Genomic DNA, 14,939 nt, shown 5'->3' on the forward strand with positions numbered 1-14,939 from the left:
TCAAACGAGGTTCGAGAGCTGAACCCGAGACCTCGCTGCGAGGTCAGCCGGACCGAAGTGGACGAGCAGAACGATCGCGACGGCTGCGACGAGGAGCGCGTACGAGCCGTACCCGGCGGCTGTCTTCAGTCCGGCGACGCCGGCCAGGAAGAACATACCGGCGGGGTTGAGGCTGGCGTGGTACAACCACGGGACGAGGAGGCTCCCCGAGGCGTTGTAGAGCCAGCCGAGCACGACCGCTGTGGCGACCACGGCGACGGCGTACGGGGCCATGGGGACCCCGGCCTGGGAGCTCCCCGGCACGTAGAACAGCGGGACGTGCCAGACGAACCAGACGACGCCGACGAGCAGGCTGGCCGACAACGCCGAGATGCCGTCTTGGAGAGCGGGCTGTGCGAACCCGCGCCAGCCCAGCTCTTCCTGGCCGCCGCCGAGGAAGAACGCCAGCACGAGGGCGAGAGGGAACATCCACAGGGACGCTAGTTCGTCGAGCGCGAACGACGCGTCGAAGACGCTCACGTAGACGACGCTCCCGACGAGGATAAACAGCGGCGGTACGGCGAGCGCGATGGCGTACCACCGGAGCGGGATGCGGTAGCGCAGGTTCGAGCGGAGCCACCCACGGATGCTCCGTCCAGTGAATCGGAGTGTGATCAGAGCCCCGACGAACGGACCGAACCCGCCGAGCATGATCAGGGGAACAGTCAGCGACGACGGGGCCAGCCCGACCAGGAGCGGGGTCCACAGACCCCAGGAGAACGCGAACGTACTCGTCACGAAAATACCGAACGTCCACCAGTGTCCCGTGTCCGATGACGCCGTGCGTATGTCGGTGCCAGCACTGCCAATTTCGCCTTCGTTTTCAGAACTCATGGGTGTGGTATTCCTTGGTCAAACTCACCTACAGGAGCGTCTTTACGTCGAGCCACTGTCTGACGCTAGCCCAGCCGATCCCGACCGCTGCCAGCGAGACGGCGATTCCACCGACCGAGAGCAGGAGCGGATCGATCGAGGGGACCGCGGTAGGCAAGACGACGAGTGACACTGCCGGCAGGATGCCGACCAGTATGAGAAGATTGCCGGGTTCCGTGCCGTTGACGGGTGTGTTCGGGAACCGGAGGTAAACGACGACCGCGAGGAACGTTGCCCACAGCGCCAGCGGGATCGGTGTCAGGAGACCAGTTCCGAGAAGCCGGAACGCGTTCGTCGTCAACGTCACGTCGGCCCACACGAGCACGAGCGCCGATCCGCCGAAGGCGATCGCCATCAATACGCCGATCATCAGCAGCGCGAGGACGAACGAGCCGGCGATCAGCGCGACGAACACCTCCCGTTCGCGATAGGGGCCGCTCAACAGGAGTTCCAGTTCACCAGCAGCTAACCGCTGTCCGACGCCAGTCTGGGTGATGAGCACCGACAGGACCGCCCCGGTCATCGCGATGAAGTACGGCCCCTGGATGACCAGCATCGCGAGCAGGAGCGCCGTGTCGCTGTCCATGCCGGTGAAGTAGTGGCCCGCCTGAGCGGCGAGTGCCTCGCGGGTCGTACCCGTGAGGACGCCGGGAGTGACGGCAGTGACCCCGAGCAGCCCCAGGAAGAGCAGGCCCGCTCCGACCGGGAAGGCAAACAGCCGCCAGCCGCGCCCTCGGAGTTCACTCCAGACGACGGCTCTCGCGAGCGTCCACCAGCCCGGCGTCGCGCTCATCGGACCCTCACCTCCTCGTCCTCGGTCAACCGACGATACAGCTCTTCGAGCGACGTCTCCTCCTCGTGGACGGCTTCAATGGCGACCCCATGCTTGACGAGCGACGTGACGAGGTCACTCACGGACCACTCTGACGGGAGTGTTACGACCCAGCCGTCCCGCACGTCACGCGCCTCGACCCCGATTTCGGCGAACAGTTCGGGATCCACGTTGGCCTCAATGCGGATCTCCCGCGATCCCTCCCCTTTGAGCCGCCCGACGAGTTCGTCTTTCGGCCCGTGGGCAACGACCCTCCCGTCTTTGATAACCACGAGTTCGTCCGCGAGGAGTTCGGCCTCGTAGAGGTTGTGCGTCGAGTAACACAGGATTCGACCCTCCGAGGCCAGACCGTCCAACTGATCCCGGAGCACCTTCGCTGCACTCGGGTCCAGTCCGGTCGTCGGTTCGTCGAGGAACAGCACCCGTGGGTCGCTGAGCAACAGCCGGGTGATCGTCACCCGCTGGCGTTGACCACGACTCAGATCCGTTGCGGGCCGATCGAGGAGGTCGTCGACGGCCATCGTGGCGGTCGTCTGCTCGATTCGTTCCGCCCGAGTCTGTGCATCGAGGCCGAGTACTCGTCCCCAGTAGTCGAGATTCTCACGAACCGTCAGCTGGCCGTTCAGGGGCGTGCCGTGCGGCAAGTACCCGATTTTGGTCTTCACCGACGGGTCCGCAAAGGGGTCCGTCCCGTCGATCGTTACGTCGCCGCTGTCCGGCGGGAGAATGCCGGCACCGACGCGGAACAGCGTTGTTTTGCCCGCGCCGTTCGGCCCCAGGACGACGTTGAACCCCGGACCAAACGTCATTGAGAGTCCGTCCAGTGCCGTCACGTCGTCGTAAGAGAGGCGAACATCGTCGATTTCGATCACAGCCACGGTTACAGTCCCTCCATCGGTTGCTTGCAGTTGTGCTGTCGGTGCGGTGCGTTCACGATCACCGGTTTTCCCCTCTGATGTAGGCTGCCCCCGGTATCTCCCCGCGAGAGAGGGATTTCCGGCCAAAGTACGCGACAATAGCGAGGACGACCAGCAACTGGACCATCACTTGTGTTGCCGTAACTGTTGCGATGGCTGTTTCGTCGACGACACCATCGACGACGAGTAGGTCCGGAGCCAGCGGGAGGAGTATGTCGGCGGTATTCACCATGGCGTGGAGAACCATCGCGATCAGCACGCTGCCCGTGTTGTTGTAGCTCCATGCGAGGATGATCGACAACAGGACGATTCCGAAGAACCACCCGATCTGATTTGCGAGCGTGAATCCGGACTGGGGGGTGATGGGGATAAAGAAGTATGGAAGGTGCCAGCCCGCCCAAACCACGCCGATGATGAGGCTCGCCGTCAGCGCACTGTACCGATCGTTCAGATAGGGTTGTGCAAACCCTCGCCACCCTGGTTCCTCGTTCAACCCACCGCTGACCGTGAGTCCGAAGAGGAAGACAATGGCGATCAGAACGGGTGACTGGAGGGGTTGATCGAGGTCGACCGGGCCGCCGATAACCACGAGAACCACTGTGGTGACCGCGACGATAGCAACCGGTAGCCCAAAGGCGGCGACCCACCAGGGCCAGCCGACTCGCCACCGAACGATCTGATGTGCCCACGCCCTGACGTCGTCGCCTCGTAACCACGTTACCACCGCTGCGCTCACCGGCGGCCCGAAACTGCCCACGTAGATGAGAATCCATGGGGTCCAACTCTCTTCCATGAACGCGGCCGGGGCCGAAACGATCCACGTGTACGCGTATGCGCCCATGAAGAACGCTGCGACGGGATGGTCATCGATGAATGAGAGGCGAGGTGGTGACATAGCTGATGCTTCTTACGATGACTGGATAAATATTGTCATATTGATTACCAATTGCCAGACCGGTTACTCAAATACGTTTGAGTGGCCTTGTTGAAACCCACAATCGCTGATAGGTTTTAGGCGTCGTGATGAATACAGGGCGCGAATGTCGCACGAGATTCGACCCGATTTGCGACGGTGATCGCGTAGGCGATGGCTACGTCACGGCCGAGAAGGGCGTTCCGGAGTGTTTGACGGGAGACCATAGTTGACTGGAAACGGGGCAGATAGTACACCTCAGGCGTCTCTCGAAGCGAATGAGAGTGGGGGCTAGTTCGCGTCGTTGATGTAGAGGCCGTATCGGTACAGCATGTCGTCGTACCAGAGGTGATGGCCGTTTGAGGCAGTCTCGATGTGTTCGAGGTCAAGCGCGTCGATCAGATTTGTATACTCCGTTGAGAGCGGAGTCGTTTCTTGATATGTGTCTTGAGCGATGACTTGTTCTAATAACTGTTGAACGGGCGTGTCGAGTTCGGCTGGGTCGAGTCGGGTATCGACTCTGGCGGCGAATGCGATGTCGCGGAATGCGTCTGTCGTCGCGGCGACTTCGACAGCGAGCGTCGTATATGCGGGTTCGTGAAGCTGTTCAGTGGTGACGTTGATTCGGTAGGCCCAGTGACCGTCGGAATCCACCGCTACGATTTGCCCGTCGAGATCATCGGTTAGCCGACTGTTCTGTTCGTACGGCCGCCGTAATACGTAGGCATCGTCACGAAGCAGATCCGCACTTCCGCTTTCCCGTTTGTAACTGTGTAACTGTGGAGGATTTTGATGACGCGTCCGACGGGTTGGGCGAGTGATTCGACCGTGGGGGCATCGTCGGGCGCCTGCTCCTTTGGAACGGAGATGACGCGAACGAACGATCGTTCCATTCGCTGCTCACCGGTGACGACGATCTTCGTCTGATAGTAACGATCATCGTGGGAAACGTACGCGTCCTCGGGCAGTGGTCTATAGCCGTAGGTCGTATGCTGTCCGTCGGGAAGAATCTCGGATAATGCCCTGTGGGCAGGCTGGTCGTATACCGATTCGTCTGGATGGTAGAGGGCGTATTCAACAAGTGGTTGATTGATCTGACCGAGTGAGAGGCTATATTCATTCTTTGGATCCGTGGTGGCACCGGGTGTGAGTGATGCACAGCCTCCAAGAGCTGTGGCTACCGTTGTTCCGGCGAGATGGGGGGCCGTTCGCCGATCGAGGACCATCTTGGACGTTCTAAGGAACACGTTGTCAATCTGTCGTCTGGTCTCAGCTTCACCCCACATTGTTGGGCTACCGGCAACGATCAGTCTTTCAGAATGAGTGGTTTCGCTTTTATTTAGAGCGGATCACATAAGGGAATCTGGTGATGAACGTGATTAGATCACTCACGGTGCTGTACGTTCCGTGGGCTCTCATTGTTACTGCGATTGGGAAACTCGCATACACGTCGGGGACTCCGAATGGTCGTCAACGAGGGCGGAAAGCGTCGGCTGACTGCCCGTCTTCACGACGATTGACTGGAGCGCACCGAGCGATTCACCATCTCTCTGATATATTTCGGGAGAACAAAGAAGCTGGAAGAACCCATAGTAAAACGTATGCCCTCCAGACGAGCCGTTTTTTCAGTCTCGCCATCGGTTTCGTCCATGCGGTAGGTCTGCTCGTCGTCGCTGTGAGCCTCGGGTATTCGATTGGACCATCGGAGTATTCGCCCGTCAGTCTCCTGTGGCGATATGGTGGTCTGGTCGTCGTAGCGGCAGTTCCTGTTTGGCTCGCTGTCCGATTTCGCCTCATTACACCTCTGATTGCTCTCACCCTTACGACGGCCTACGTCCTTGGGGTGGAGCTTACGCCTCCTGGGCCGACGTTTCGTGACGTCGCCGAGCTCGAAGGGCTCGCCGAACCGACCGGCATCACCGTCGTTGAGAACGGGCTCTATATCGTCCGCTACATGGTCAACGCCTCGGTCTGGACGGTCGGTTTCTTGTTTCTCGGGCTCGTCGAATACGCGGTTCGAAATACGTGGACGTACCCTCCGTCAGTTCCGGGGTCGGTTCCGTGGCTGTCGATTCCTGCACCACAACGACGAGCGACTGCTATCGCTGCTGCGGGCGGGCTTCTCCACGCCGCTGTGATGGTGTGGTACGCTGCTCGGCTCGGGGTAACGCTTTCCGGTGGCCTCGAATGGCTGTTGTATCTTTTCGGTGCCGTCGGGATGTGGGTGATCGCGGCGGTTCCACTCTATCTTCTAGTACGGCATCGCCTGATTGCACCAGCGACGCTACTGACGTTGTTCATCCTGATCGACGTACAAGCAGCGTTCACAGCGAATGTGGAAGATCCCCACACACTCTACTTCGGAGGCTGGTTCTTCTACCTGGGCATCATACTCATCGTAGCAGGGATTGAGTATGGCCTCCGTCGCCTCGACGTGTATCAGCGATTCGCTTCCGAGGTCTGAAATTGTCTTGGGGTTCTATCGGAACTCATCTCATCGGCACTCGAAGAGTTCGAACTCCCCCTCGATGTCCTGTTGATACCGTTTCAAAACCAATAGCCCGGCGAAGAACGCAGCTGCTGCGAAGAGTGTCGAAAAGAAAGCCGCACTCCATAGCACCACGCCGCTCACGTCGATTTGGGACGTAACGGTAGCGCTGACAACCACAGCGATAAGGATGGCCGAGCACACCTCTACGTCACTGAAGCTCTTCATCTGCGCTCTCAACACGTGCTAAACGAGAAGACTGTCTGTGAAAAACGTCACCCTCAGCTTGATACAGACCGATAGCGCATACCTCCGTCTTCAGGCGAAAGTTGAGCGGTAGGCATAGTGCGTCCATTCGACGTTGCTACGAACGGCTGAATTTCCCACGCTATTCAGCTCAACGTTGTGACTGATACAGGCGATGGTGAGTTCTCGGAACTACTTCCACCAGTGTCGGGAACGGATGAATGCACCGGCCCTGTTGAAACCCTTTGTTGTTGATAGGTACTTAACGGTCGTGCTATGTGCAGGGGAAGTAGGTAGCATAGCGGCTATCGATCTATCCGAAATATCCCAAAAGTAGCCTGAATACAGATGGTGTATGCAGTAACGGAGAGCGCCCGATAGCGCGGGTCACCTTCTATCGTAGACTAAAACATCTGTTTCACGCACCACAATACATTAGGAAATAACCAATAAAGTACTCAAACAATGGACAGACGGACACTGCTGGCTGCGGTCGGGACGACGCCGACGATCACCGTCGCCGGCTGCGCTGGCGTACTGGGCGATGGTCGAGGCGACTGTAGAGCGTCCGGATCCGGGGGAAGTCGAACCCCGGACGCGGATACAGTCGCCGGGCACTTCGACGGCGACGCAACGCGGCCGGAGTGTGATCGAGATTCGAAGACGATCGAATTCGAGTCGAGATCCCTCGATGGACGCAAAGAAGTAGAGACGTTCGAGACCGCAGGGACGATCCCGTATCCGGAGCCACCGACGTCGTTCGCCTGCGAGGACGTCGCCGACTACGTCGAAGCGTTCGATCAGGCGTACGAGACACACGACGTGCTCTGTGACCGGGAGGGCTACCCCTACGTGACCAGCATAGCAGACCACGTTTCAGAGCGCGTGGCGTACGAGTGGTACGACGACATCGCGATCGTAGTACTCATTCGACAAGTCGGGATATACTCGACGGTTTTCGAAGATGGCGGCGAGGGCACGGCATCCGCGGAGCTCGAGGGTGTCGTATATGCGGTCGACGAAACCGGCGCGGCGAGAGCCGCGAAGTCGATCACCGAGCGAACAGCCGTGTTAGAGGTAGATGAGTTCGAATCGCGAGCGCCTGACCCGCTCGATCGAGGGAGGTTGGTGGCCGCCTTCGAATAGCGGGACGAGTGATCATTTTCAGCGGGATTCGACCCACTGGCGGCAGTTGCTGGTAGCAGAGCGATGGGGACCGTCCGTCGTCAACAGTGATCAAGGGCGAGCTATGTGCCCTGTACTGAGCCGCTTCACTGAGTCGGCATCAATCTATGCTACATTCTCAGCAGAGACTGAACGTTCTACTCAGATATTGTCAGAATATGCCTGCTGAATATAGAGTGGGTCCAGCACGACAACGAAATTATACCGTAACCGGTGAACCGTCCGCTCACCACGCGTGCGTACCGACTGTTTAGATCGATCGTCGGGACCGCAACCGCTGAGAATCAAAGGACTTAGCTAGTGGAATTTTAGTATTCTGTTGACTCTAAGCCACTATGGGTATTCGGGAAGTAACGTGTCCGATTTGCTCAGAATCCGTGCCAGTGGGGCTGCCGCAGGGGATTTCAAAGGTTGAGGTTAGTTCCGAGCCAGATTCCACAAGGCCCGAAGACGAAGGTACCACGACCCGACTCGTTCACTGCCCCAATGACCATCATGTATATTTTCACTTCACCCGCAAAGATCAGACAGCCAGAGACTAACTCACCCATTCCAGTGGCGATCGACTGTCTTCGATACTTCCTCTACCTGTCCCGCCGATCAATTCCCTTCGCAGATCGGCTCTCGATTTGTGCCACATTTACGCTCTCTATTCAGTGTCCTTGAATCCTTCAGTTGACAGGAGTCGCGTGCTGAATAGAGAGGATGAATACAGCAAGCCACCCTTGTCTCTTCCAAGAATTAGTGCTGAATCATCCGGTCAGTAGCCCTGTGTCCCTTATAGTAAAAAGGATTTTATTTCCCTGATGAAAACTCGCTATTATGCCCTCCACTGATCAAAGTCACGCTCTTACGAAGCGTCAACTTCTGGCTCTCTGCGGCTCCTGCGTGGGGGGCGGTGCACTCGGTGGATACGCATACGGGTCGGGATTCTTGCCCGATGACGATTGCAATCCCGCACCGCTGGATACCTCGCCGACTGACTGGCCCCTCCCCAACTACGATGGAGGGAACACTCGTACTGTCCCGTCCGAACACGCGCCCGAGAGCGGGTTGTCCGAGAAATGGAGTGTCAGCGTCCAAGACCCAGGACAACCCATCGCAATCAACGGTTCCGTTTTCGTCGCGGGAATACGGCCGGATTTCGTTATCTCGTACGATCTGTTCACCGGCGAAGAACGATGGACGAAACCCATCACCACGACACAGCCGGGACTGCGACTCTCGCCCATGGCAGGCGGCGATTCTCTCGTGATACCGCAAGATAGCGAAGACGGAGACACGGTCTCGAGGGTATGGGCCACAGCCGACGGAAGCGAACAGTGGACTAGTGATATACCCAGCGGACACGTCGCACCGGTACTTGATGCAGGGCTACTCGTCTTCCGGGATTCCCCAGATCTGATCGCAATAGACGCTCGTACCGGTGAAGAATGCTGGCGGGAACGCTTCACAGATCATCTCAGGTCAAGTACTATCCACGCCGGAGAAACCATTGTAATGGATACCGGCAGGGACGGCGAAATCATCGCGCTTGACGCGGGGACGGGAGATCAGCAGTGGAATACCGATATTTCTGAGTATTTTCATCCGAAGTTCGACGCCGTTCGAGATCCCCTCGTCGCCGGGACTGATCGCCTCTTTTTCGGGACGTTCCGTGGGATGTTGATTGCCCTTAATGCGGCCACCGGTGAAACGGAGTGGGTGACGCCAGAGACGCATCCAGAACTTCCCACCGAAGGCGGACGGGAGCACGCTCCGCTCACACTCGAACCGATTGTTTCTTCGGATGATATACTGGTGGTCATTGAATCGGATGGTACTGATCGGTCGGATAGCCTGCATACGATTGATCCGACGACAGGAAACAAACGGTGGACATTCGAACCGGAGGAGGACGAAGACGTACGTATCCGCTCGGCGGCAGTGGGCGGAGAGACGGTGTTTCTTCCCTTAATGGATGAGTTCCACCTCGTCGACCTTGCGAGTGGAGAGATTCTCGAAACGCACGAACTTGACGGCTACGCCCAATCGGTATCTCTCGCTGATGGACTCTGTCTCGTTGCCACCACTGAGGGAATCATAGCCTTCGAAGAGGAATCATGACCGATCACTACCCTCACAGATCGGCACTCAATCTGTACCACATTCGCGCTGTGTATCTCGCACGCCTCGCACAACCCATTCAGAAACTGGTAGAAAGCGCGTGCAAGATACAGAGGATGAGTGCAGTACGTCAACTTCATTTGTTTCACGCCGAAGTCAATGAACCATTCCTTCAGTAGAGATGCTTGCTAACCGAGGTTGGAGATCAATTCAGCCGGTACAGTGAGTTCGACCCGAGTGCCGCTGAGTGAGCGTGCCGACAGCCGGGCCTCAAGTTCGACCATCCCCTCCTCAGAATCAGTGTTATCCAGAACCGTGAGCAGGAAGTGGACGCGCCCCGCTGTCGTTCCACGCGGGTACGTGTATCGGCGCTTGGAAGACGTCGACCCCTCGGCTTCCGAGGGTGATCTACCCCATGTCGAACTATAGGAGGTCGCAATACCGGGATTGAGCGTTGCTCTGACATCACCAGTCGCCACGAGTTCAACGGTAACGTCTGACCAGAGCCCGTCCCGTTGTATTGCCCAGACGACTTCGACAGCCACCTTTTGCTCCGTCGTTCGCTCAGGGATCGAGACCCCGAGGAGTGCGTCGTCGTCCTCGACGGGGGTAACAGCGGGGCTAAGGGAATCAATCTGTTCACCATCCTTGCGGACGACAGTACCATCGTCTGTCCGTTCGAGATCGAGGCTGGATGACCCATACAGGGCCGCGCCGACGATCGCACCACTGCTGCCAAGTGCGCTGAGCCCACCGATGGCGATCACGTCGCGCCGCTTCATTCAACCGATCTTTAGCAGCATCTGCGAAGGGTCTTCTGGTGGACAGTGTCTCGATAGCTGTGTCACCTGCACAGAGCCATCACCCCTTCACAAATCGATCCACTCTCGTGGGAGAGTCGCGCCTTGTATCTTGCAGAGCCACAACGAACTACCGAACTGCTGTCAGAAACGGCGTGCTGAATACAGAGGATGGAGCTTGTTTAGACGCACGAGACTTGTGGTGGCAAAACTGTACAGCTTGCTTGACGTTTCTGACGACGGCTTTTAGGACGAGTTCTCTGAACCAGCCAAACCACGTTCTCGCTTGTAACGTCTCGCCGAACCGATGTGTCAATGCGAAGAAGATTGCTTTAACAATCGAGCGACGGTGATAGACGTCTTCACAGAAGATGTATTCGTCAGTAGTGTGCTACCATTGCAGGTACTGCCCAAATGAGCCATTGGTCCTCGCTTTTAAAGAGGAGCACGTCCGAGTAAGGCGATAGATCGTCTGGCTTGGCGTCGTAATGCACGTACGCATGCGCGTCAAACCCGTATTCGTCTTTTAGCGTCTCGATTCCAGTTCGCTCTGCCTCAATGAGTTCGTCAACCGATTCGTGCTCCGGATCGTCAACCATTCTCTGTACTGCGTCTTCGAGTTCGACTATTTCTGTCTCCGTGATTTGGAGGTCCTGCATTTCGGAAATCGAACGGTCGGCCGTGAGATAGAAATCACCGTCAGGATGTGCGTACTGGTTTGCAGTCTCTCGATCCCCATCTGCGACCGCCTGAAAATAGTTCTCGACTGCGTCGGTCGGACCGGAGGTGTCGTCGTTCTCAACAGCGGCCGTGGGATCTGAGTTCTCGTCGTTTCCAGCGCATCCTGCCACTACCGCTGGAATACCGATACCGATTCCAGCTAAAAGCGTCCGTCGATGCATATTTACACTAACTATTGAACAACTATATTAATGCCCATTTGATGCTACATTCGCATCTGTACTGAGCGATCACCGTCTTCGCAGATCGTGCCAAATGTCGTGCATCATTCGCGCTCTGTATTCAACATGCCTCGCTCAATCTATCCAGTAGCTGTCAGAAAGCGCGTGCAAGATACAGAGTGTCCATCGGTCATTCCAGTGGATTAGGGGCGACGAATCGTTTCGGGGCTATATTTTCGATGTTAGAGGCTGCAATGGGGTTGGGGAATTTCCCAAAGGCATTCAACAGTGCCTGTGTCGATCTCCTCGCGGTGGACGGTATTGGAACTGTGGCGGGACGCGAGCAATCGACGCCCGTTCTGAGAGTGACTACCCTCAGTACCTCACGAAGCGTCCACATCCAACCGTGTCTGAGGTTTGAGTTCTGCGTCGGATCTTAGCGTTGTGATTCGCGGAGGATCAGCGGCTCGATGGCAAGTGTCCGTTTTGCTATGGTGAGGATGCGAAGGACGTACGAGACGAACAGCATGAATGGAACGAGCGTCACCGCAAACGCACCGCCCACGACGAGGATGATGTGATCGAGACCGAGTGTGCTTCCTGGGAACGTCCCCACATCGACGATTCCGACCATGATACCCGCAACGGCCAATGCCGGGACTGCAGCATAGAGAATCATCTGAGACAAGTCGATGAGTGCCCACTGGAAGTACAGCGTCTTGATGTGTTCGCGCGCCGGACCAAACAGAGACAGCGCTGTTTTGAGGTCGTCAAGCAAGCCGTGTTCTTCCTCATTGAGGCTCTCTTCGTATTCGTTCGCGAGACGTTCAACTTGGAAGATTTTCCAGCTATAATTGAAATTCAGTGCGGCGAATAACACATCGAACGAGCCGAACTGCGCACCTTCAAGTTGGTCACGTACCGTGTCAGCGTTCCCGGTGACGCTTTCAGCGAATTCCTCGACCTCTTCTCGGAGGTTCTCGTTATCATTCTTGTCAATAGACTCTCGAAGAGCCGTCGTCCGTTGTGCCGTGATTCCGATGATCTGGCGGAGGAATTCGGATGGGTCGGCAGGACTCGGAGACCCGATTAATTCTTCAGTAAAGTCCCGGACATCCATTGAACTGGACATACGCTCGCGTTGATCGCCGAGCGGGCCGTTCTCTTGGGTGAGGACGAGCTGACCGATCGTGACGACGAGTGTCGTCCCAGTCACGATGACCGTGATCATCGTCGAGAACATCGTGTCGATCATGTCGCCGGACTCGATTTGCCGTGAAAATGGTGGATTGAGGACAGCGACGGCGATGACGAATGCGACGAACACGGCACTGATCAGGACGCTGGAGACGAGAAGGCGGTTCGCGCGCAGCAGCAACCAGAGTTTAATCCGACTCTCGCCTGAGCGCTCACGCATCGTGTTGGCCGTACTGATGTCGGTCTCGTCAGTCATACTGGCTCACTCGATTGGGCAGGTCGCTTGAAAACGAGGTACTTGGTGCCGCCTCCCTCGTAGTCGATCGTCTCCACAAACTCCCAGCCCTCTGCACCGAGTTGATTCAACTCTGCATTCGGATCCTCTGCTTCTTTTTGGCTCTCATCGCGCGGTGGGCGAAGCGTCTCGTACTCCCAGCGGATCACTTCTGATTCGGACATCACTACTAGTAGGTACTGCAGCCCTCTATACCCCGCTCCACCACCGAGGTAGTGGAACCATTCCTGATACGGAATATGGTCTGCTTGGACGCCCAGCAGTACAACGCGCAAGCACTCGGACATCGAAGCGGACAATGGATGGCGAGCACTCCCTCACGCCGCCGGGCCGTTGCGACGATAGTCTTGGATTCGATACGAAGCAGTCCCGCACCGCAAACTCATCGGTGCGTTCGCGCTCGTCAGTCTCGTCCCGTTCACTCTCGTATTCTTGCTCGGTGCTCAGGGTCCAGCTGCGATACTGGCAGTGATCGGGCAATTTATCCTCGCCGTCGGTGCGGGGATCGTACTTATGTATGTCCTCGCTCGTGGGAAGCACCTGTCCGGCGACTGAATCGCATCGTGTCCACCCACCGTTTGGAGCATTCCTACAAGAGGTAATCACGAAAACTTGGTGACCGATACGCGCTTTGTATTCAGCATGATTCTGCCAACATCACCGATAGCTGAGAGAAGTGCCAGCGTTAGATACGCGTATCTACAGAACGGATGGTTCATTAGATCGGATGTGAAATAAACGAGATTATCGGGCTGAACTCATCCTCTGTATTCAGCACGCCGCTCTTAACAGTGATCTGGCAGTTCGTATAGACGCTGCTGAATAGAGGGCGCGGGCCTTGTTTAGACGCCCCTGAATGGACGAATCAGGAGTCCTTTCGTCTAACCAGAATACGGTAGTGACCACCTCACAGTCCAGTTTTGTATGTAGATAACAACGTGTGAGAGCCGATTGTTTCCGCGTCTAAACACGGCCGAGGGCGCGTATCGGCCAGCGACTCTGCCGTACAGCAACGGATTCAAATCGCTCAGTACAGGACCTGGGCCTATCTGTCACCGCCAAATAATTCCATCAATACGGTCTTCCCAGCTGTACTGGGAAACCCTGACCTCTCGGGGAGGCTGGTCAAGAGGCGACGTTTTGTTGAGTCGGAGATAGGAATCAAAGGGTTTCATGGTGGGTTCGACGACGGCGGTCCCTCCAATCGAGAGGGTATTGAAGGCTGTCCGGGGGAGGAATCCGTTGGTGGGTTGTGAACCATCCATTGGAACGATATTCGTATAGTAGTGGACGTACGCAAACTGCTGGGTCAATCGATCGTGTACCGTATTGGAGACGGACATTGAACCGTCCTTGACAACCTCCCGGAGAATGTCTGCGTGCTCGCCCGATACCAGTCTCTGGTCGAATTCGTACGTGAGCAACGCGACAGATACGTCAACGGGTGTGCCTGAAGTTCTCGGTACACCGACCGTGATTTTTTTACGTTCGACCACCCCGGAGGTAGTCTGAAAAGTTGTACAACCAGCCAAGCCACTGGCAAAGGCGGTTCCAACGACGCCAAGAATTTGTCGTCTGGAAGGCATCTGTATCAATCCATACCCAAGTAACAAATATCTTGAGATTAATGGCTGGACACTAATACGCTCGCACGCGCTATTTCGCGGTTAGTTCAGTACCGGTGAGACGGAATAAACGAGGTCTCCTTGTGAGATGCATCCTCTGAGTCGGTCACGTCTTTTCTGACAAGAATCGGGTAATTTGTGTAGTGTGTGCTGAACTCAGGGCGCAAATGTCGCACGAGATCCGGCTCGATTTGCGACGGTGGTGATCGCTCAGTACAGACAGTCAACGTATCACTCGCGTTGCCAGATGTAGACCGCGAACGCTAGTAACCCGCCAAAGAACGTCGTTATCAGTAATACACCAACGGCGAGCGCCCACAGTGCAGCGTTCTCGTCCCCACGTCCATCTGCATCGGTGTACACCCAGTAGGCCAGAACGAAGCCGAGTACGACAGGAACGACCAGAAAAAATCCGAAGAAGACCAGTAGTTCGATACCACCGGGAAATCCGAACTGAAGGGGGACCATACATTCTTTTTTGTGGCAAGTTTACAAAAAACGTTCGAAACGTCCGGTGGTCA

At 56.7% G+C, this 14,939-nt stretch carries 17 protein-coding genes and 1 pseudogene; 4 read left to right on the plus strand and 14 right to left on the minus strand.

Translation table 11 applies throughout. The annotated features are described in order from the left end of the window. The 6 genes from MUG98_RS24490 to MUG98_RS24515 form a co-directional block, all read right to left on the minus strand. Window positions 1-777: a CPBP family intramembrane glutamic endopeptidase gene (locus MUG98_RS24490; protein ID WP_265110008.1), complete on the minus strand. Its 777-nt coding sequence runs from the start codon at window positions 775-777 to the stop codon at window positions 1-3. 124 nt (window positions 778-901) lie between these two features. After that, complete coding sequence (locus tag MUG98_RS24495; RefSeq protein ID WP_265110009.1) at window positions 902-1,705, minus strand: hypothetical protein; 804 nt, start codon at window positions 1,703-1,705, stop codon at window positions 902-904. Further along, window positions 1,702-2,553, minus strand: coding sequence for an ABC transporter ATP-binding protein (locus MUG98_RS24500; RefSeq protein ID WP_265110010.1), 852 nt, complete (start codon window positions 2,551-2,553; stop codon window positions 1,702-1,704). Before MUG98_RS24500 ends, MUG98_RS24495 begins: the two co-directional genes overlap by 4 nt. A gap of 127 nt (window positions 2,554-2,680) precedes the next feature. After that, window positions 2,681-3,556 carry a CPBP family intramembrane glutamic endopeptidase gene (locus tag MUG98_RS24505; protein WP_265110011.1) on the minus strand — a complete coding sequence of 292 codons (876 nt, stop codon included), beginning with the start codon at window positions 3,554-3,556 and terminating at the stop codon, window positions 2,681-2,683. A gap of 309 nt (window positions 3,557-3,865) precedes the next feature. Next, the gene (locus tag MUG98_RS24510) at window positions 3,866-4,228 is read right to left on the minus strand and encodes a hypothetical protein (protein ID WP_265110012.1); all 363 of its coding nucleotides are present in this window, start codon (window positions 4,226-4,228) and stop codon (window positions 3,866-3,868) included. A 29-nt stretch (window positions 4,229-4,257) separates the two neighbouring features. Continuing rightward, window positions 4,258-4,800 carry a hypothetical protein gene (locus MUG98_RS24515; RefSeq protein ID WP_265110013.1) on the minus strand — a complete coding sequence of 181 codons (543 nt, stop codon included), beginning with the start codon at window positions 4,798-4,800 and terminating at the stop codon, window positions 4,258-4,260. Between the two features lie 143 nt (window positions 4,801-4,943). Between MUG98_RS24515 and MUG98_RS24520 the strand changes: the two genes are divergently transcribed. Next, complete coding sequence (locus tag MUG98_RS24520; protein ID WP_265110014.1) at window positions 4,944-6,038, plus strand: hypothetical protein; 1,095 nt, start codon at window positions 4,944-4,946, stop codon at window positions 6,036-6,038. A 30-nt stretch (window positions 6,039-6,068) separates the two neighbouring features. Here MUG98_RS24520 and MUG98_RS24525 read toward each other — a convergent pair whose 3' ends face one another. Further along, on the minus strand, window positions 6,069-6,305 hold the full coding sequence (locus MUG98_RS24525) for a hypothetical protein (RefSeq protein ID WP_265110015.1): 237 nt from the start codon (window positions 6,303-6,305) through the stop codon (window positions 6,069-6,071). Window positions 6,306-6,773: 468 nt separating this feature from the next. Here MUG98_RS24525 and MUG98_RS24530 point away from each other — a divergent pair, with 468 nt between their 5' ends. The 3 genes from MUG98_RS24530 (at window position 6,774) to MUG98_RS24535 (ending at window position 9,599) form a co-directional block, all read left to right on the plus strand. Then, complete coding sequence (locus MUG98_RS24530; protein ID WP_265110016.1) at window positions 6,774-7,454, plus strand: hypothetical protein; 681 nt, start codon at window positions 6,774-6,776, stop codon at window positions 7,452-7,454. Between the two features lie 374 nt (window positions 7,455-7,828). Then, on the plus strand, window positions 7,829-8,035 hold the full coding sequence (locus MUG98_RS25615; protein ID WP_425601069.1) for a hypothetical protein: 207 nt from the start codon (window positions 7,829-7,831) through the stop codon (window positions 8,033-8,035). A gap of 280 nt (window positions 8,036-8,315) precedes the next feature. Beyond that, window positions 8,316-9,599, plus strand: coding sequence for an outer membrane protein assembly factor BamB family protein (locus MUG98_RS24535; protein WP_265110017.1), 1,284 nt, complete (start codon window positions 8,316-8,318; stop codon window positions 9,597-9,599). A gap of 188 nt (window positions 9,600-9,787) precedes the next feature. Here MUG98_RS24535 and MUG98_RS24540 read toward each other — a convergent pair whose 3' ends face one another. From MUG98_RS24540 to MUG98_RS24570, 7 genes and pseudogenes are all read right to left on the minus strand, one after another. Then, window positions 9,788-10,381 carry a hypothetical protein gene (locus MUG98_RS24540; RefSeq protein WP_265110018.1) on the minus strand — a complete coding sequence of 198 codons (594 nt, stop codon included), beginning with the start codon at window positions 10,379-10,381 and terminating at the stop codon, window positions 9,788-9,790. Between the two features lie 229 nt (window positions 10,382-10,610). Further along, window positions 10,611-10,763, minus strand: a pseudogene (locus tag MUG98_RS24545) (IS5/IS1182 family transposase); the annotation flags it as partial. Window positions 10,764-10,779: 16 nt separating this feature from the next. Continuing rightward, window positions 10,780-11,301 carry a hypothetical protein gene (locus MUG98_RS24550; RefSeq protein ID WP_265110019.1) on the minus strand — a complete coding sequence of 174 codons (522 nt, stop codon included), beginning with the start codon at window positions 11,299-11,301 and terminating at the stop codon, window positions 10,780-10,782. Window positions 11,302-11,737: 436 nt separating this feature from the next. Beyond that, the gene (locus MUG98_RS24555) at window positions 11,738-12,754 is read right to left on the minus strand and encodes a DUF7972 family membrane protein (protein WP_265108195.1); all 1,017 of its coding nucleotides are present in this window, start codon (window positions 12,752-12,754) and stop codon (window positions 11,738-11,740) included. Continuing rightward, entirely contained in the window at window positions 12,751-12,957 is a 207-nt protein-coding gene (gene sp36 / locus MUG98_RS24560; protein WP_265110020.1) for a Sp36 family protein, read from the minus strand. Before sp36 ends, MUG98_RS24555 begins: the two co-directional genes overlap by 4 nt. 888 nt (window positions 12,958-13,845) lie before the next feature. Continuing rightward, window positions 13,846-14,379 (minus strand): hypothetical protein, encoded by a 534-nt coding sequence (locus MUG98_RS24565; RefSeq protein WP_265110021.1) that lies wholly within the window; start codon window positions 14,377-14,379, stop codon window positions 13,846-13,848. 270 nt (window positions 14,380-14,649) lie between these two features. Beyond that, window positions 14,650-14,886 (minus strand): hypothetical protein, encoded by a 237-nt coding sequence (locus tag MUG98_RS24570; protein ID WP_265110022.1) that lies wholly within the window; start codon window positions 14,884-14,886, stop codon window positions 14,650-14,652. Window positions 14,887-14,939 lie beyond the last annotated feature (53 nt).

Source organism: Halosolutus halophilus, assembly GCF_022869805.1.
GTDB lineage: Archaea > Halobacteriota > Halobacteria > Halobacteriales > Natrialbaceae > Halosolutus > Halosolutus halophilus.